Origin of the sequence: Mediterraneibacter massiliensis (assembly GCF_001487105.1) — a bacterium.
GTDB lineage: Bacteria > Bacillota > Clostridia > Lachnospirales > Lachnospiraceae > Mediterraneibacter > Mediterraneibacter massiliensis.
Genome location: NZ_LN913001.1, coordinates 2,119,709 through 2,138,359 on the forward strand (window position 1 = coordinate 2,119,709; position 18,651 = coordinate 2,138,359).

The 18,651-nt window shown below is 44.1% G+C and carries 15 protein-coding genes; 5 read left to right on the plus strand and 10 right to left on the minus strand.

Annotation, left to right across the window (positions count from 1 at the left end; all coding sequences use genetic code 11):
• Positions 1–10 precede the first annotated feature (10 nt).
• From BN3282_RS14280 to BN3282_RS14315, 8 genes are all read right to left on the minus strand, one after another.
• On the minus strand, positions 11–2,317 hold the full coding sequence (locus BN3282_RS14280; RefSeq protein ID WP_059070204.1) for a RelA/SpoT family protein: 2,307 nt from the start codon (positions 2,315–2,317) through the stop codon (positions 11–13).
• Positions 2,318–2,421: 104 nt separating this feature from the next.
• Positions 2,422–4,134: a single-stranded-DNA-specific exonuclease RecJ gene (gene recJ, locus BN3282_RS14285; RefSeq protein WP_059070206.1), complete on the minus strand. Its 1,713-nt coding sequence runs from the start codon at positions 4,132–4,134 to the stop codon at positions 2,422–2,424.
• Between the two features lie 103 nt (positions 4,135–4,237).
• Positions 4,238–6,505 carry a protein translocase subunit SecDF gene (locus BN3282_RS14290; RefSeq protein WP_059070553.1) on the minus strand — a complete coding sequence of 756 codons (2,268 nt, stop codon included), beginning with the start codon at positions 6,503–6,505 and terminating at the stop codon, positions 4,238–4,240.
• The gene (gene scfB, locus BN3282_RS14295; RefSeq protein WP_059070207.1) at positions 6,492–7,916 is read right to left on the minus strand and encodes a thioether cross-link-forming SCIFF peptide maturase; all 1,425 of its coding nucleotides are present in this window, start codon (positions 7,914–7,916) and stop codon (positions 6,492–6,494) included. The genes BN3282_RS14290 and scfB overlap by 14 nt, the downstream gene beginning before the upstream one ends.
• Positions 7,917–8,075: 159 nt before the next feature.
• A complete protein-coding gene (gene scfA / locus BN3282_RS14300) occupies positions 8,076–8,219 on the minus strand; it encodes a six-cysteine ranthipeptide SCIFF (protein ID WP_059070209.1) in 144 nt (47 codons plus the stop codon).
• A 92-nt stretch (positions 8,220–8,311) separates the two neighbouring features.
• Positions 8,312–8,698 carry a TIGR04086 family membrane protein gene (locus tag BN3282_RS14305; RefSeq protein ID WP_059070211.1) on the minus strand — a complete coding sequence of 129 codons (387 nt, stop codon included), beginning with the start codon at positions 8,696–8,698 and terminating at the stop codon, positions 8,312–8,314.
• An 82-nt stretch (positions 8,699–8,780) separates the two neighbouring features.
• Positions 8,781–9,326 (minus strand): stage V sporulation protein T, encoded by a 546-nt coding sequence (gene spoVT / locus BN3282_RS14310; RefSeq protein ID WP_059070213.1) that lies wholly within the window; start codon positions 9,324–9,326, stop codon positions 8,781–8,783.
• A 106-nt stretch (positions 9,327–9,432) separates the two neighbouring features.
• A complete protein-coding gene (locus tag BN3282_RS14315; protein ID WP_059070215.1) occupies positions 9,433–11,064 on the minus strand; it encodes a Na/Pi cotransporter family protein in 1,632 nt (543 codons plus the stop codon).
• A 247-nt stretch (positions 11,065–11,311) separates the two neighbouring features.
• On the opposite strand from BN3282_RS14315, the gene BN3282_RS14320 reads away from it, so the two are divergent.
• The 5 genes from BN3282_RS14320 (at position 11,312) to BN3282_RS14340 (ending at position 15,714) form a co-directional block, all read left to right on the plus strand.
• On the plus strand, positions 11,312–11,953 hold the full coding sequence (locus BN3282_RS14320) for a phosphate propanoyltransferase (protein ID WP_059070217.1): 642 nt from the start codon (positions 11,312–11,314) through the stop codon (positions 11,951–11,953).
• 28 nt (positions 11,954–11,981) lie between these two features.
• Positions 11,982–12,899, plus strand: coding sequence for an AEC family transporter (locus BN3282_RS14325; protein ID WP_059070219.1), 918 nt, complete (start codon positions 11,982–11,984; stop codon positions 12,897–12,899).
• Between the two features lie 72 nt (positions 12,900–12,971).
• Entirely contained in the window at positions 12,972–14,105 is a 1,134-nt protein-coding gene (locus tag BN3282_RS14330; protein ID WP_059070555.1) for an MGDG synthase family glycosyltransferase, read from the plus strand.
• On the plus strand, positions 14,098–14,706 hold the full coding sequence (locus BN3282_RS14335) for a glycerol-3-phosphate acyltransferase (RefSeq protein WP_059070221.1): 609 nt from the start codon (positions 14,098–14,100) through the stop codon (positions 14,704–14,706). The genes BN3282_RS14330 and BN3282_RS14335 overlap by 8 nt, the downstream gene beginning before the upstream one ends.
• 117 nt (positions 14,707–14,823) lie before the next feature.
• Positions 14,824–15,714, plus strand: coding sequence for a YitT family protein (locus BN3282_RS14340; protein ID WP_117975461.1), 891 nt, complete (start codon positions 14,824–14,826; stop codon positions 15,712–15,714).
• Between the two features lie 19 nt (positions 15,715–15,733).
• Here BN3282_RS14340 and BN3282_RS14345 read toward each other — a convergent pair whose 3' ends face one another.
• On the minus strand, positions 15,734–17,785 hold the full coding sequence (locus BN3282_RS14345) for an ABC transporter permease (protein ID WP_059070223.1): 2,052 nt from the start codon (positions 17,783–17,785) through the stop codon (positions 15,734–15,736).
• A complete protein-coding gene (locus BN3282_RS14350; RefSeq protein ID WP_059070225.1) occupies positions 17,782–18,546 on the minus strand; it encodes an ABC transporter ATP-binding protein in 765 nt (254 codons plus the stop codon). Before BN3282_RS14350 ends, BN3282_RS14345 begins: the two co-directional genes overlap by 4 nt.
• Positions 18,547–18,651 lie beyond the last annotated feature (105 nt).

Here is an 18,651-nt window from a genome sequence, read left to right on the forward strand (position 1 = left end):
TTCATTCTTTCTACCCCGCTGTCCGCTCAATATCTATAACACCGTCAAGCTGCCTCAATTTCTCTGTTACACGGTTCATCTCCTCTCGGCCGTGTACAGTAAATCCCACATCCAGCGTCGCCGTGCCCTTCTTACTGGTACGGACATTCATAGACTTAACATCGATCTTTGCCTCCGTAAAAATGCGGGATATATCCATCAGAAGTCCCTGCCGGTCAGCCGCGTACATCTTCAGTTCCGCCAAATATTGCCCGCCGCTTTCCTCCGCCGCATTTTCTTCCCATTCAGCATCGATCAAGCGCTCCCTTTCTTTATCTGTCAGATGGAGCATATTGATGCAGTCTGTGCGGTGAATGGACATGCCTCTTCCCCGTGTTACAAAACCAACGATCTCATCACCCGGCACCGGATTACAACATTTTGAAAAACGCACTGCCATATCATCAATCCCTTTGACGACGATCCCGCTTTTTGATTTCGCAATATGCACCTTCTGGTTGTTGGCCTCGGATATTTTTTCCAGTATCGTCTCATCTGTGATCTCTTTTTTATGGTCTTTTTCATATTCTTCCAGCAGACGATTGACAACCTGCCCTTCCTTCAGGCCCCCATGCCCGATCGCTGCCAGTACAGAATCCCAGTCTTTAAAACCGTATTTTTTCTGTACGATCTGCTGATACTGCGGCTTGATGATATCTGCACTGCTAAAACCTTTTGCTTTGCAGTAGGAGACGATTTGCTCTTTGCCGCGGATGATATTTTCCTCTTTAAACTCTCTTTTAAACCACTGATTGATCTTGTTTTTCGCCTGTGTGCTCTTAACGATATTTAACCAATCTCTGCTTGGGCCTTTGGAATTCTGTGAGGTCAGTATCTCTATCCTGTCTCCGTTTTGTATCTTATAGTCTATATTTACCAGTTTTCCGTTGACACGCGCCCCGACCATTTTGTTTCCTACCGCACTGTGGATAGAATAGGCAAAATCGACCGTCGTAGACCCGTTTGGCAGATTCTTCACATCACCGTTTGGCGTAAAGCAGTAGACATCCTCTGCAAACAGATCCAAATCGCCTTTAAGCAGACTTAAAAACTCCCGATTATCTGACATATCTCTCTGCCATTCGAGTATTTGGCGCAGCCAACTTAACTTTTCTTCTTCTTGCGCCTTCATACTCTTTGTTGTGTCGCCGCCCTCTTTATATTTCCAGTGCGCCGCGATACCATACTCCGCCGTCTTATGCATTTCCTCTGTCCGTATCTGGATTTCAAACGGCTGTCCCGACGGTCCCATCAGCGTCGTATGAAGGGACTGGTACATATTCGCCTTAGGCATGGCAATGTAATCTTTAAACCGTCCTGGTATCGGCGTGTACATCTCATGGATCACTCCGAGAGCCGCATAACAGTCCTTCACAGAATCTACGATAATACGCACCGCAAACAGATCATATACCTGGTCAAGTGTTTTATTCTGATTGACCATTTTCTTATATATACTGAAAAAATGTTTGACTCTGCCATACACTTTTGCCTGGATATGCGCATTCGTCATATGGCTGGATACTTCCTCCACGATCTGCTGTACGAACTCTTCCCGCTCTGTCTTGCGTTCGTTTAACTCTTTTACCAAGTTATAATAGACTTCCGGCTGTGAATATTTTAAGGATAAATCATCTAATTCTGTCTTGATTTTAGAAATACCGAGCCGCTGCGCGATCGGCGCATATATATCCAACGTCTCCCTCGCTTTTTCTTTCTGCTTCTCGGGTATCATGAATTCCAGTGTACGCATGTTGTGGAGACGGTCTGCCAGTTTGATGATAATAACACGGATATCCTTTGCCATTGCCAAAAACATCTTACGCAGATTTTCTGCCTGTACTTCCAGTTTATCTTTTGCATAGGATAACTGTCCCAACTTCGTAACTCCGTCCACGAGCAGAGCCACCTCTTCTCCAAACTCCCCGACAACTTCCTCCAGCGTCATGTCCGTATCTTCTACGGCGTCATGGAGCATTCCTGCCACGATCGTCTCTTTGTCCATCTCCAATTCTGCAAGAATGATCCCAACCCACAATGGATGGATGATATAAGGTTCTCCCGACTTGCGCACTTGCTCTTTATGCGCCGCTTTCCCGATAGCATATGCCTTTTCTATCATCGTAATATCTGCCGACGGATGGTATTTTCGTACTCTTGCGATCAATGCCTGATATAATTGTTCAGGGTCTTGATAATCTTCAGGCGCTTTTACCGCGTGTCCGTCTACAATCTCCAGATTTCTGTTCAACAGCTCATATTCCAGCGTACCTGCCATATCAATGCCCCCTTTCTCTGATAGTTATCTGATAGGTACAGTGCCCTTATGTATGGGCATTGTTATTTTTTAGTATAGCATTATTCTCACAATTTTCAAACATTTTATTGGTAATTGACGATCGTGATCTGCTTTGTCCGCTCTCCCCTGAATTCATTGATCGTAGGATAATAGGTCACAGAAAGAGTCTGTTTCTCCTGCATTTTCTTTAAACATGCCTGTACATCTCCGAAATACACCGCATCTAAGCGATTCCCTTCTTTATCTTCTAAAATACATTTGAGTACATTCTGATTTTTCCCAAAAATCCGAGGTCTTAACGCTTTTAGCCCCTTTTCTGCAAAAAGAGGTCTCGTGTTGCCTTTTCCAAAAGGCTCCAATAATTCCAACTCTTCTATGAGCTGTTCTGTCACATAGGTAAAAGGCAGCCGCATATCTATAGACACCTTCATCTGCAGGTCTTCCTCACTTAAATCTGCCAATGCATTGATCGTCTGTCTGAATTTCTCCACATCTTCCTCATGCAAAGATAAACCGGCCGCCAGCTTATGCCCGCCGAATTTTGTAAAAAGGGAACGGCATTTGCACATCTCTTCAAACATATGATAACTTTCGATCGAACGGCCAGAACCTTTTACCCCCTCTTCTGCCTTGGTCAAAATAAATGTAGGACGATAATATTTCTCCTTGATACGTCCGGCAATGATCCCCGCAATACTTTCATGGCAGTCCGGCAGATAGACCACCAGCACTTTATCATCTTTCAGATCGCTGCTCTCTATCTCTACTATTGCCTGTTCTACTCCTTTTTCTGTCATCTCTTTGCGGCTGTCATTCAAAGCCTTCAAATCCTCTGCCAGCATGACCGCCTCTCTGTGCGTCTTTGCTTCCAGCAGTTCCAGCGCACGCTTCGCCGTATCCAACCTGCCGCTGGCATTCATACAGGGACCAAGTACAAAGCCGATATGATAGGCGTTTAAACGTTCCGCCGAAATACCGGTACAAGCGATCAGCGCTTTTAAGCCTTCATTTTTTGTTCTTTTTAACATTTCCAGCCCCTGCTTTACAAAGATACGATTCTCTCCAATCAGATCCATCACATCTCCGACTGTGGCGACGGCAACATTTTCCATCAGATAATCCATATCTTCTGCATCCCGTCCCATCACATTATACAATGCCTCTACCAACTTATACGCAACTGCTGCCCCACACAAGCCTTTAAATGGATACGGACAGTCCGTTCTGTGCGGATCCACCACCGCATCCGCAGGAGGAAGCATATATTCCCGTTCTCCGCCAAGCTCTGCGTAGGGTACCTCATGATGATCGGTTACGAGTATCGTAAGCCCCTTCTCTTTCCCATAGGTAATTTCTTCTTTCGCCGCAATCCCATTATCACATGTAATAATCGTATCAATCCCGTCCTCCAACGCCCGGTCGATCAGCATACGGTTCAAACCGTATCCATCCTTTATCCGATCTGGAATATCGGTATCTACGTCGGCTCCTAAGCCTGACAGTCCTTCTTTCAATATATAGGTAGCGTTGACTCCGTCAATATCATAATCGCCGATAATACGTACCGCCGACTTTTCCCTGATCTTCTCCGCAAGGATCTCCACTGCTTTATCCATGTCTTTCATCAGCATGCCGTCGTATAGATCCGCGATCGTCCCATTTAAGTACAGATCGATGTCCTGTTCAGAGATCACCTCCCTGTTGCGTATCAGTCTTGCTACGATCGGGGAGATATGATACCTGTCTGCATTCTTTTGAAAATCCGCCTTTTTCATGGCTATAAACCATTTCTCCATAAGTGCCTCCTTCAACAAATGCCGGGGTATAAGGAGACAAACTCCTTCATACCCCGGCATCCTGTTTTATCCCGCTTCTGCAGTCTTTTTAAGTCCTGCCGGATTATTTCTTTTTCCCTGTTTTTGCCGGTATATTCTGTGTTTTCTTTCCGATACGCGTCTTCATCACATACCACAGTGATCCTGTCAGGCACACAGACGTATATGCGCCGCAGCCGATTCCCACCATAAGCGGAAGCGCAAATTCCTTAATAGAACTTACTCCCATAACATACAGAATAGCTACCATGATAAAAGTTGTAAAAGTCGTATAAATACTTCTTGTCAATGTCGCCGTAATACATCTGTTCACGAGCAGGGCAAGATCTTCTTTTCCTTTTGTCCTAAGTTCTTCCCGGATACGGTCGAAAATAACGATCGTCGCATTGATCGAATACCCTACGATCGTCAGCATACACGCGATAAACGTATTTCCCACAGAAACTCTCGCAATCGCATATACAGCCAATACTACCAGTACATCATGCAGAAGAGCCAGCACGGCGCTGGTCGCAAACCGGATATCTTTAAACCGGAACCAGATATATAAAAGCATACAGATCGTCGCGATAGTCACTGCAATGACTGCGTCTGTCCGCATTTCCGAACTTACGGTAGAACTGATATTTTCGGATGTGATCCCTTTTTCTTCATTGACGCCAAAATCCTCTGTCATTACCTGATTAAATGCTTCTCGCTTTTCCAGAGACAATGTTTGGGTCTTGAAAATCACCTGGTTCGTGCCCTCCACTTTCTGTACCTGCACATTTTTATCGCCTGTCACGTCTTCTAACTTCGGAACGATCTGGCTGTCGATCTCCTCCAACGTATATTCTTTATCAAAAGTCACTGTCGTGGCAGTACCGCCTTTAAATTCCATACTGTAATTGAGGGCTCCCTCGCCTTTTCCTGCGTGTATTCCCATAAATACGATGCCTGACAGGCACAGGATGATCGATATAATAAAAAATACTTTGCGTTTTCCGATAAAATCAATCGGCTTTCTGGCAGGTCTTGGGCGTCCGTATGCTTTGGCGCTGCGTATTCCGGCCGCATACAGTGAATAAATGATCAATCTTGTGATCACCAACGCAGTAAACATAGATACGACCACACCAAGCGCCAGAGTCTGCGCAAATCCCCTGACTGTACCGCTGCCCTTTAACCACAGTACTGCCGCCGCGATAAGCGTCGTGATATTTCCATCCAGGATGGCAGACATTGCCTTGTGGAAACCTGCGTGAAGCGCAGATTTGACCGCTTTTCCCGCCGTCAGTTCCTCTTTGACACGTGCAAAGATGATCACGTTCGCATCCACTGCCATTCCGATTCCCAGAATGATTCCTGCAATCCCCGGCAGTGTCAGCGTAATGTCAAACGCATTTAAAAGAACTAAAATCAGTTCTGTATAGATCAAAAGCGCCAGACTGGATGCCAGTCCTGGAAGGAGGTATACAATGATCATAAAGATAAATACAACTGCCAGTCCGATAGCACCCGCCTTTAGACTGGTGCTTACCGCCTCTTCTCCCAACTGTGCGCCTACTACCTTCGAACGCAGTTCTTCCAGTTCCACATTGAGTCCGCCAATACGAATCGTAGATGCCAGATTGTCCGCTTCTTCATATGTCATTTTTCCTTCAATGATCGCCTGCCCATCCTCAATGACAGCATTAACTCTGGGCACACTGATCAGTTCCCCGTCATAGTAAATGGCGATCGTCTCGCCGGCCTCTTTTGCCGTCTTTGTCGCATCGGCAAATTTTTTGGTTCCTTCTTTATTAAAAGAAAGCTGTACAACATTTTTCGTCTCCGACGTCGTATTGTCCTGCTGTGTTCCGGCGGAAGCACTCTTCACATCCGATCCTGTCAGCAGGATGGAACCGTCTTTTTCTATCTCTTCTATAGATTTATTCAGCACGTAGTTGCCTGCAGAATCCAATGCGTAGTTTGCTGTTCCTTCTGTATCTTTCTCCCGGATAAAATACAGGGAGCCCGGCTGCCCCAATTCATCCAAGATTGCATTTGCATCTGTAACTCCCGGTATCTCAATGCTGATACGGTCGTCTCCCTCTTGATAGACTTGTGCCTCTGTGCTGTACTGTTCCACACGTCTTTGTAATTTATAGATCGTATCTGACATGTCTTCTTCAGAAGGTTTCTCGCCCTTCACCTGATAGGTGATGCTCACGCCGCCTTCCAGATCCAGACCTAAATTGATGTTCTTCGCCGCGCCGCCGAATTTTCCGAGTCCAAATATGGTCGTATATCCCAAAAAAATCATAAACGCCGCAATGATAAGCAGAGTACCGATGCCTTTACTTTTCTTCATGCTTTCCATTCCTTTCTTCCTCGTCAGCCAGCGCTGCCTTTATCATAATTGCACATTCCACACGTTTTCTCTCCATCTCGCAGCTCACATCATACGTATCATGAATCGTATGGTGGAATTTATAAGAGTTTGCCATGCATCCTCCGCTGCAATAAAATCTGGCAAAACAGTCCCGGCATTTTTCCTTCGAATACACGCTGCATCCCCGGAATTCTTCCGCGATCTCGGGATGTGTGATCCCCTCTTCTACGTTCCCCATCAAGAACTCTTCATTTCCCACAAACTGATGGCACGGATACAGATCTCCCCACGGCGTCACCGCCAGATACTCCGTACCTGAACCACATCCGGACAGACGTTTTGCCACACAGGGACCGCCCTCTAGATCTAACATAAAATGGAAAAAGGTAAAACCTCTTCCTTCGCGTTCCCTGTCCACCATGATCTTTGCCAGTTTATCATACTCAGCAAAAATCCGGGGCAGATCTTCTTTTTGTATCGCATATGCGTCCGTATCTTCTCCTACCACAGGTTCGATCGAAATCTGCTCAAATCCAAGATCTGCAAAATGAAGAACATCTTCAGAGAAATCCAGATTCTCCCTTGTAAATGTCCCGCGGATGTAATATTTCTCCTGATTTCTGCTCGCAGCAAGCTTCTGGAACTTCGGCACGATCAGATCATAACTGCCTTTGCCGTTTCTAAACGGGCGCATTTTGTCATTGACTTCTTTCCTTCCGTCCAGACTTAATACTACATTATCCATCTCGCGGTTTACAAACTCCTGCACTTCATCGTTAAGAAGTACGCCATTTGTCGTCAATGTAAAGCGAAAATGCTTATCATGGTTTTTCTCCAGTTCACGCCCATACGCCACGAGCTGCTTCACGACTGTCCAGTTCATCAAAGGTTCTCCGCCAAAGAAATCCACCTCCAGATTCCGTCGGTTTCCTGAATTTTCCACAAGAAAATCCAGCGCCTTCTTTCCCACCTCATAGGACATCAAGGCTCGTCTTCCATGGTATTCCCCTTCCTCTGCAAAACAGTATCTGCAGGCAAGGTTGCAGTCATGGGCTATATGCAGGCAAAGTGCCTTCACGACAGTCTTTCTTTTTTTCACTTCCCCGATATATCCTTCATAAATATCCTGCGTAAAGAGCTTTCCCTCTTTTGTCAGTTCTGTCACTGCCTCTAAAATCTCTTTTATCTCGCTTTCCGGGTACTTTCCCCCCAGATGTTTTGTTAAATTGTACAGTGTATGCGGCTGCTTTAATGTCTGTTCTGTATGATCCGGATTTTCTTCTTTTAGTATTTCGATCACTTCATAAGCAGATTTATCTACTACATGTACAGAGCCGCTGTTGACATCTAATACAATATAATATCCATTATTCTGATACTGATGAATCACGATATGTATCTCTCTTTCATTTCTAAATTCATTATTTTCCTATTATGCGCCTAAAGGCAAAACTCTCTCTCGCCTAATAACAACGCTAAGGCAGCGGTAAACGCCGCTGCCTCTTTTTTCCCCTTTTTCTTCAGCCAAAAGCAAAAGCTGCTGTTATACTTATTTCTTATGCTCACATGTCTGATTTCCTACTGTGCAGGATGTCTTGCATGCTGACTGACAGGATGTCTGGCACTCACCACATCCGCCTTTTTTTACTGTATGATTCAAAGTCTGTGTATTCAGTGTCTTAATGTGTTTCATTTTCTCTCCTCCTAGTTCATATGGTGTCTGTCTGCACCTGTTATTTCGTTATTATACCATACTGTTTTTAGTTTTTAAACCCCTTTTTTCTCTCAGGAAAGCATTCCGCCAAGCATGCCGCCTCCCGCACACAGAAGGCAGGTTGTCAGCATATTCTGCCACTCTGACTGCAATGTGTGGTAAACGCCAAGGGAGATCAAAAGCAAAAGCACAAAATAGAAAACACCTGCAAGCATCCCCCAAATAAATTTGCGGACACCTGCAAGCTTCCCGATCATAAAACCGCCTGCAAAAGTGGACAATATATAAATACCCACGATCCCTGCCGTCACTTTTCCCTCATCAAGATCCAGCTTGTATAAAAGCAGCGTCAGAATAAACAGTAAAATACCTGTTACAACATACGCGCATAAAAGGGATTTCAGCAGCCAGAGTAATTTTGTCTCCACGCTTCGGCTGTTTTTTGTATTCTTTTCCATCTCTTTCCTCCTAGAATCTGCATAGTTTTGCCCAGACCTTCTGTCTGTTTCTACATCCTATGCCTGTTCAAGGAGTTTTATGCTATTGCTCCATCTGCCTCCCCAGGAATTCTGCCGCACTCTGCGCCACCTTACATTCCACTTCCCCGAATTTTTTCTTTTCTTCTTTTCTGAGAAATACGACGGAGCCTATCACATCTCCCTCACATAAGATCGGACTGATGATCTCCTCTATATATTCTTGTGTTCCTGCCGCAATCGCCGCAAATTTTGTACTGCCCGCCTTTTCCGTAACCTGGACACGCTGCTGCAGTACGTGTTCCAATTCCTTGGTAATATAGGCTTCTTTCAGTTCTTTCTTCCCATTTCCTGAGACAGCTACGATCTGATCCATATCTGTGATACAGACAGTACAGCCCATCGTCTGCGCCAGACTTTCTGAATACAGCCTGGCTAATGTCCCCAGTTCTCCGATAGGAGAGTATTTTTTTAGGATGATTTCGCCTTCCCTATCTGTAAAAATCTCCAGTGGATCTCCTTCTCTGATCCTTAAGGTTCTTCTTATTTCTTTCGGAATGACCACCCTTCCCAGATCGTCGATCCGTCTTACGATTCCTGTTGCCTTCATAAAATTCCCTCCATTTTACATTCTTACATTTTATCCTGACTACACCGCATCTGGTAACTTTTGCAGATACAAGTAGTATCTGTAAATCAGAGGAAAATATACGCATTTAGCTTCCCATTTCATCGTACTGCTGGGCAATATTTTTCACATGATCTCCCAGTCTCTCAAAATCCGTTAAAATCTCTGTAAAGATAATCCCCGTCTGCGGCTTACATTTACCTTTTTTAAGCCTCTGCATCTGCTTTTTAAAATATTTGTCTCTTGTATCATCGATTTTTTGTTCGATCGCAGACGCTTTATTCAGCACATAGCCAGCTTGCTCTAGCCGGACATCTTTTATGATATCTAATGCCGCAAGACATTGTTTTTTCATGTCATCTAGTTCTTCTAGTACATTCTCGGAAAACTTCAGTTCCCACTTTTTCAGATCATCCGCATATTCAGCAAGGTTCACCGCATGATCTCCCATTCGTTCCAGATTACTGATGATCACATAAAAACCATTCATCTGTTTTGAATCTGAAAACGATTTTTCATTTCCCATCATAGAAACAATATATTCTGAAATACCTCTGTTTAAATAATCAATATATTCTTCTCTTTCCGTTACCTTTTTCCGTGCTTTGTTATCGTATCGGATAAGTATATCGTAAGCGTCGTTGATATTTTTTGCAACCATATCTCTCATTCGGCTGACCTCATCATGCACCTGTGAGATTGCTACCGCTCCCTGACCGATCGCATAAGTGGAATCAAACGGACGGATATATTTTAAACAGTACTCCTCATCTTCCTCCTTTTTGCTGTCCGGGAGGACTCTGACTGCGATTTTTGCCATATATGTCCCAAACGGAAGAAGGAGCAGCGTTGTCACAATATTGAATGCAGTATGTACATTTGCGATCTGCGACACAGGATTCCCTGGAGTCATGGCTTCCATCCAGGAGACAAAAGGCGTTGCCAGACAGATGACAGTAAATAAAACGGACCCAAAAATATTAAACATCAAATGGATGACCGTCGTTCTTCTGGCATTGACTTTCGTACCAATGGAAGCCAGCACAGCTGTGATACACGTACCTATATTCTGCCCGAACAGTACATATACCGCACTGGAAAGAGGGATCATCCCCGTACCTGCAAGTGCCTGCAAAATACCCACAGAGGCAGATGAAGACTGAATGATCGCTGTAAACACAGCCCCGATCAAAATGCCCACCAGCGGATTCTTAAAATTCGTCATAAACTGTAGGAACGTCTCCGAATTCTGAAGCGGTTCCATAGCCGCTCCCATCATATCCATTCCCATGAATAAAATCCCCAGCCCTGCAAAAATGCCGCTGATATGATGCACCTTTTCACTTTTGATAAACATAATAGAAGCTACACCGCCGATTGCGAAAAGCGGAGCAATCGCTCCTATATCCAGCGCAATAAGCTGTCCTGTGATCGTAGTACCAATGTTGGCTCCCATAATGACCCAGACAGCCTGATTCAGCGTCATCAGACCAGAATTCACAAAGCCCACGACCATTACTGTCGTGGCTGAGGAGGATTGGATCACCGCCGTGATAGCGGCACCTACAAGTACCCCTTTGATCCTGTTGGAAGTCAGTCTTTCAAGGATTGATTTCATCTTATTTCCTGCCGCCGACTCCAGCCCATTGCTCATCATCTGCATGCCATACAGAAATAAAGCAAGACCTCCCAACAGGGAGAGTATATCTTTTATTCCCATTTCATTTTCTCCTTTGTCTTTCCTTTCGTGTTTTTACACACGTATCTCAAAAATAACATGCCATAATCTCCCCGACAATCTGACTTTATCTTTTCTTAGCAAAATCTTAACATATTTTTTGCACAAAAGTCACCCCGTATTCTTCTCTTACTTGAAAACATAGTATGATTCTGCTAGAATTGAAAGAGTTATCCAGTATGCAAACGCATACCGGCATAGTAAAGATTTTTTACCAGCAGGAGGAAATATGAACTTAAAAATTCCAATCGAGACATCTGCAAGACATATCCATCTGTCACAGCAGGACTTTGAAATCTTATTCGGTCCTGGTTCCCGCCCTACCTTTTTCAGGGAATTGAGTCAGCCGGGGCAATATGCCTGCAAAGAACGTCTTACTGTCGTCGGGCCGAAAGGACGTTTTGAAAAAGTCATCGTTCTTGGTCCCTGTCGTTCTCATACGCAGGTGGAGATCTCGGTTACTGACGCACGGCGTTTAGGCATTCCCAGCGTCATACGCCAGTCTGGAGACCTGGATGATACGCCAGGCTGCCTCCTCATCGGACCCAGCGGCAAAGTACAGCTTGAAAAAGGAGTGATTGTCGCAAAACGACATATCCATATGACTCCTGTAGATGCAATACGCGCACATGTCAAAGATAATGATATTGTCTTTGTCATTACGACCAGCTATGAACGTTCCCTCATCTTTTCCGATGTGGTCGTCCGGGTCGATCCTTCTTTTTCCCTTGCCATGCATGTAGATACAGACGAGGCAAACGCATTCGCGAATGAGGACCATCCTACAGGGGTTATTTTAAAACTATTCAACGGACATACTTATAGTCTCCAGACCTGGGCTGATGAGCTGCAGGCTGGGATCGACCGCTGATAAAGAAGAGGGGGAAACCTTTTATTTTATGTTTATACTAATATTTAGTCAACTTCTGAAAATGTTTTTTATCATGCTGCTGGCTTTTATCTGCTATCGTATCAAGCTGGTAGGGCAGGAAGGCAACCGTGCTGTGTCTAATCTACTCCTTCTTGTAGTCAATCCCTGTGTTATGATCACTGCATTTCAGACCGAGTATGACCCTAAACTGATACATGGACTCCTGCTTGCTTTCCTTGCGGCAGCTGTCTCACATATCCTCGCAGTATTTGCCGCAAACCTTCTTGTCCCTGCAAAGAATAATCCGGATTACTGTATCGAGCGTTACAGTGTGGTCTATTCAAACTGTGGTTTTATCGGGATCCCATTGATCCAAAGTGTGCTCGGTGACAAGGGCGTGTTTTTTCTTGCCGCTTACATCACGGTTTTTAATCTTTTTTCCTGGACGCATGGCTTAAGCCTTATGAAAAAGGAGTTCAGCCTAAAAGAACTCCGGGAAGGCATGCTCTCTCCTGTTGTACTTGCGACAGGTGCCGCCTTACTGCTGTTTTTTGCCCGCATAGCGATTCCCGAGATCCTTCTGGATCCTATAGAGTATATCGCAGACATGAACACTCCGCTTGCCATGATGGTTGCCGGTTTTTCTGTCGCACAGGCAGATTTAAAGAAATTGTTCTCTACTTTTAAAATATACAGAGCCGCTGTTTTGAAACTTATGGCAGTTCCTCTGCTGACTCTTGCAGCTCTTTTCTTATGTAAGATGCCTCATGATGTGGCATACACTGTTTTGATAGCTGCTGCATGCCCTACTGCTACCACCGGAACAATGATGGCAATCCGTTATGGGCAGAACTATACCTATTCTTCGGAAATTTTTGCATTTTCCACCCTTGTATCCATTTTCACCATACCTGTTGTTATTTTTTTCGCAGGCTTTGTGATATGATCAGATAAAAACAGGGCATACTGTTCGAAGCAACCACAGATTTATGGACATAGAAATGAGACCGACTATATGATGAATGTATTGATTTTATCTTGTAATACAGGAGAAGGACACAATTATGCCGGCAAGGCACTCAAAGAATGTATTCTCTCTCACGGTGACAACGCAGAGCTCGTAGATATTATGCTCCTTGCCGGGAAACGTATCTCCCGTCTGGTAGGCGGCAGTTATATCGGAATTGTCACCCATGCTCCCAGACTGTTCCAGCTTCTCTATAAAGCCGGCACACTTGTCAGTTCTAAAAAGAGGAAATCCCCCGTCTATTATGCAAATACTCTCCTCGCAGAACGACTGAAAAAATATCTGGATTCCCATCCCTGTGATGTTATTGTGACCGTCCATCTTTTTGCCGCAGAAACACTTACCTATATGAAGCAAAAAGGGATGTTGAAACAAAAAGTCGTCGCCGTGGAAACAGATTATACTTGTATCCCTTTCTGGGAGGAAACAAACTGTGATGCCTATATTATCCCTCATGCCTCTCTCGCAGAGGAATTTACAAAAAAGGGGATCCCCGCTCATAAATTAAAACCCTATGGGATACCGGTCAGAAAGGCTTTCGCAGGTGTAGGCAGTAAAAACCATGCGCGAAAAATCTGCCGTATCCCCGAAAACGCCCATGTTTATCTGATCATGAGCGGCAGTATGGGATTTGGAAAGATTCCTTTTTTTGTGGCTGAACTGCTGAAGACTCTCTCCGCAAATGAATATATCATTGTCATCTGCGGAAATAATAAAAAGCTGCGCAAAATACTCCAGAAATCTTTTCAAAATCAGGAAAATATACGTATATTAGGCTATACCGAACACATCTCTGCCTACATGGATGCCAGTGACGTCCTCTTTACAAAGCCCGGCGGGCTTACCAGCACAGAGGCTGCCGTCAAGGAAATCCCGATCGTCCACACGCGTCCGATCCCTGGATGTGAAACACGAAATCTGGAATTTTTCACGGCTCATGGTCTCTCGCTTACATCACGGAGATTTCACGGGCAGATCTGCGCTGGACAAAACTTGCTCCGGGACGAGGAGTTGAAACATGCAATGTGCGCCGCCCAAAAAAGAACGATCGCAAAAGATGCCGCGCAAAAAACTTACCAGCTTCTGCGTGAATTTACAGAAGCAGCAGGAGGATCACATGTCTGATTATATTTTTTTCATGATCATCGGGTATCTCTCAGGAAGTATCCTTTATGCGTACATCATTCCCAAGTTTTTCTGCGGGATTGATATACGTCAGATAAGTAAAGATAAAAATCCCGGTACCTTCAATGCTTTTTCCTGTGCCGGCATCAAGGTCGGTATCTTTGTCTTACTTTTAGAGTTAGCCAAAGGATTTCTTCCTGTCTTTCTTGCTGCACGCTTTGTCTCTTATCGTTCCTCTTTATTTTGTCTTATCATGGCTGCTCCTGTCATCGGTCATGCTTTCCCTTTCCTGCATCCCAGACAAGGCGGCAAAGCTATCGCTGTGTCTTTCGGCTGCCTTATGGGGCTGTATCCGTTCCTCACTCCTCTGTTGTATCTGATCGTTTTCTACCTCTTATTTTCTGTGATCATTATCATAGAACCTCATCTGTTCCGCAGCATCATCACATTTTTCTGTTTTACTATCTCCTGTATCCGCACACTGCCAGTTCGTTCTTTTATATACGGGTCTATCCTCATCTCTGCCACCGTCGTCTTGAGACACCTTCTCAGATATAAAAAAGAACGTCTCCAGATACGCTTTCTGCCGTACTTCCGATAAACGTTCCTTTCTTATAAAAAATCTCCGTTTTTATATTGTACCGCAGTCTAGAACCTGTTATAATACTTAATAGTTTTTATAGAAAAATTCTGTCAGGAAAAGGAGAGCTGTTATATTATGTCATCAAAATTTTCTGCTGCTATGCGGCGCATGGGACTCAACGGAATGGGATATGCCACACTTGGTTCTGTAATGTTTGCCTTTGGGCTTAATGTATTTATCACGCCCTTGTCCCTATACAACGGTGGTTTTATGGGTATTTCCCAGTTGATTCGAACGTTTTTCTTACAGGTATTTCATCTGTCCTTCGGGCAGACGGATATTGCCGGGATTATTTATCTGCTGATCAATCTTCCGCTGATCTATCTGGCATGGACAATGGGAAAAAATTTTTTTATACGTTCTATCGTCACGATCCTGATACAGACTGCGGCACTGACTTTCATCCCGATCCCTATTGAGCCGATCATTGATGATTACCTGACTGCCTGCATTATCGGAGGTATTATTGCCGGCAGCGGTTCCGGACTCATTCTGCGCGGAGGAAGCTCTGGAGGCGGACAGGATATACTTGGATTATACTTTACGAAAAAATTCCACAGTTTCAGTGTCGGGAAAATGTCCTTACTCATTAATATTTTTGTCTATGGTATCTGTCTTGTCATGTTCAATATCGAGATCGTCATCTACTCGCTTATTTACGGTGTCGTATATTCGATCGCATGCGACAGAGTACATATCCAGAACATCAATATGAGTGTTATCATTTTTACGAAAAAGGAGGGTATTCCCCAGGCGATCATGCAGCAGACAGGACGCGGCGTCACAAACTGGGATGGAGCAGGCGCCTATACAAACGAACATTCTTCCATCCTCTTTGTCGTCATATCGAAACATGAAGTATCTACTATCAAACAGATTGTAAATGGAATCGATCCCAATGCCTTTATGGTATTTAACGAAGGCTGTTCTGTATCCGGCAATTTCATCAAAAGACTGGATCCATAAAGATCTAAAAAAGAGCGTCTCACTGACGCTCTTTTTTTCCGCTTACAATTGTATAGTATCCCCTAGAAGTCACAATATAAACGACTATATAAAATATAGCAAAGACAACATAACAAATCCCCGTAATACATAGCAGGAGCTTTTTATCTGTAATTGCGAACAATAGCAACATTTTTGAAATCAATGGAAAGGCAAATGCTATATGCACCCCGGCCATAACAAGTGGAAGGAAAAATACCGTCAATACCTGTGAATTAACGCTCTGCCGGATTTCTTTTTGTCTCATCCCTACCTTTCTTAAAATCTCGAATCTGCCCTGATCTTCATATCCTTCCGATATTTGTTTATAATACATGATCAGCACTGTGCCAAAGATAAAAATAGTTCCCAGCAAAATCCCCAAAAAGAATAAGCCGCCATATAATCCATAGAACCAGGAGCGTTCCTGCTCAATTCCCTCCACTGTCACCGGCGGAAAGGCATCCTCTTGTTCCACGCAGCCGAATATCCGTTCTTTGAGTTCCTTTGTAATCGCAATCTGCTTTTCCTTATCACAACTTAAATCGAAGCCATAATATACATGCATATAAGATTTATTTTTTCCATATACAGCCGCCTGTCCATCGTATAACTGTTGTATCGCCTTTTCATCTTTTACAAATATAAACAGAGAGGACATCACCTGCTGTGCATCGATGCCATTTGCCACAAATTCCGGCACCGCCTTTTTCACCTGCCAGGTCCCCATACCATCCAGCGTAATGGTGTCATGTCCGTAGCCTGAAGTCTTCCCGCTCCGGGGCGCTTTGGTCATATAGATCATGACTTCATCCTCTTTTAATGTCTCTGTCTTTTCCATCAAACGATTATAATCTGCCAGAGGAATGATAAACAATTGTCGTATATCTTCAAACATATCTACCCCAGCCTCTATGCTCGCTGGATCCAGATAGATCGTATCTCCTGCCTGATATCCTGCCATATCCAGCATCGTGTACTGCAGTATATGTTCCTCCTTTTCCTCATGTTCTTCCAGGACCGCAGATACCGTCTCCTGTATCACATTCACATATGTTTCATTCTGGGAATAAATATCCACTACAATATCTCTCGGATACCTTCCTCTCAAACTATCATCAGCGCCGATATACAGACACGCTGTGGAGGAGAGCATCACCAACACCATAGTAGAAAGAATACAGATCGATGCAAGTCCTGCCCCGTTTCGTTTCATCCGATATACCATGGAAGAAAGAGAAACAAAATGTTTTGTTTTATAATAGTAACTTTTATTTTTTTGCAAAAGTCTGCAAAACGCCACAGAACCAGTAATGAATAGCAGATACGTTGCAAAGATCACCATAACGACCGCTACAAAAAACCACATCATCGCCGTAACCGGTTCCTCAATATGCAGTGCGATATAGTATGCTCCAACAAGCAGGAGCACACCAAGGACAGCGATCATCCAATTCGCCTTGGGTGGTTTTTCTCCCAAACTTTCGCTCTGCAGCAGTTCTATCGGACGGGAACGGTAAATGTGTACGAGCATGCGCAGCATGATCAGAAAGAACACTCCCGCAAATAAAAGCACTGTTATTCCGATTGCTTTCGGCTCAATATGCATGGAAAATCCAAACTCTCCACCTATAAGCCGCACGCAGAGAAGATCAGCTGCTTTAGACAACAGAAAACCACTGATAAGTCCGAGCGCAAGAGACACAAACGCCGTCAGAATATTTTCCCATATGAGGATCTTTGTAAGATTGCGTTTTCCCATCCCCAGGATATGATAGAGCCCAAACTCTTTTTTCCTTCGCCGGATGAGAAAAGAATTCGTATAGTACAGAAAAATAAGCGAAAAAATGCCTATAACGCCGCATCCGAAAGAAAGGGTAGACTGCATCGCCTCTCCTCCTGGTATGGATCTAAACTCTCCACTGTAGGTCAGAAAACAAATAATATAAAACATCATGATCATACAGATACAAGTCAGAATATAAGGATAATACAGTTTTTTATTTTTCCTTATGCCTGTCACCGCAAGTGTACAATAGAATCCTATCTTCATCGCACTTCACCACCTGTCGCAAGTATCGTCAGTGTATCGGCAATCTTCTGATAGAGTTGTTCATCCGTCATGCCTCCCCTGTAAATTTGATGGAATACTTCCCCGTCTTTGATAAAAAGTACGCGTCCTGCTTTGCTCGCCGCTTTTACAGAATGTGTCACCATAAGGATCGTCTGCCCTTTCTGGTTAACTTTCGCAAACAGGCCTAATAATTCATCTGTGGATTTTGAATCCAGAGCCCCTGTAGGTTCATCAGCAAGAACTAGTTTAGGATCCGCAATCAGCGCTCTTGCCACTGCGCAGCGCTGCTTTTGTCCCCCGGAGACTTCATAGGGATATTTATTGAGCAGTGCCGTGATTCCCAGCTCCCTGGCAATCGGATCCAACTTTTTTTTCATCTCCTTGTAACGCTTTCCTTCTAATACAAGAGGTAGAAAAATATTATCCTGTACGGTAAATGTGTCCAGTAGATTAAATTCCTGAAATACAAAGCCTAGATTGTCCCTTCTGAATTCGCTGATTTTTTTATCCTGCACCGAAGAAAGCGCTGTTCCTTCCAAGAAGATTTCTCCTGCCGTCGGTTTATCCAGGGCTGCCAGGATGTTTAACAGCGTAGTCTTACCGGAGCCGCTTTCTCCCATGATTGCCACATATTCGCCTTCTTCTACCGAAAAAGAAACGTTGGAGAGAGCCTGTACCTGGTTGCCTCCAAAACGAGGCTTATATATTTTTTTTAGATTTCTAACTTCTAAAATCGCCATTGTGTTATATCCTCCTTACTTGTTCTGGAACCAGTATAGCAAAGCGGCCATAATGCCGACATCGAAATCTGTGACATTATAACCGCTCTATGTGACAATTTTGTC

Coding starts and splice junctions, on each gene's coding strand:
- BN3282_RS14280 (WP_059070204.1), bottom strand. CDS start 2,317: ATGGCAGGTACGCTGGAATATGAGCTGTTGAACAGAAATCTGGAGATT.
- recJ (WP_059070206.1), bottom strand. CDS start 4,134: ATGGAGAAATGGTTTATAGCCATGAAAAAGGCGGATTTTCAAAAGAAT.
- BN3282_RS14290 (WP_059070553.1), bottom strand. CDS start 6,505: ATGAAGAAAAGTAAAGGCATCGGTACTCTGCTTATCATTGCGGCGTTT.
- scfA (WP_059070209.1), bottom strand. CDS start 8,219: ATGAAACACATTAAGACACTGAATACACAGACTTTGAATCATACAGTA.
- BN3282_RS14305 (WP_059070211.1), bottom strand. CDS start 8,698: ATGGAAAAGAATACAAAAAACAGCCGAAGCGTGGAGACAAAATTACTC.
- spoVT (WP_059070213.1), bottom strand. CDS start 9,326: ATGAAGGCAACAGGAATCGTAAGACGGATCGACGATCTGGGAAGGGTG.
- BN3282_RS14315 (WP_059070215.1), bottom strand. CDS start 11,064: ATGGGAATAAAAGATATACTCTCCCTGTTGGGAGGTCTTGCTTTATTT.
- BN3282_RS14320 (WP_059070217.1), top strand. CDS start 11,312: ATGAACTTAAAAATTCCAATCGAGACATCTGCAAGACATATCCATCTG.
- BN3282_RS14325 (WP_059070219.1), top strand. CDS start 11,982: ATGTTTATACTAATATTTAGTCAACTTCTGAAAATGTTTTTTATCATG.
- BN3282_RS14330 (WP_059070555.1), top strand. CDS start 12,972: ATGAATGTATTGATTTTATCTTGTAATACAGGAGAAGGACACAATTAT.
- BN3282_RS14335 (WP_059070221.1), top strand. CDS start 14,098: ATGTCTGATTATATTTTTTTCATGATCATCGGGTATCTCTCAGGAAGT.
- BN3282_RS14340 (WP_117975461.1), top strand. CDS start 14,824: ATGTCATCAAAATTTTCTGCTGCTATGCGGCGCATGGGACTCAACGGA.
- BN3282_RS14345 (WP_059070223.1), bottom strand. CDS start 17,785: ATGAAGATAGGATTCTATTGTACACTTGCGGTGACAGGCATAAGGAAA.
- BN3282_RS14350 (WP_059070225.1), bottom strand. CDS start 18,546: ATGGCGATTTTAGAAGTTAGAAATCTAAAAAAAATATATAAGCCTCGT.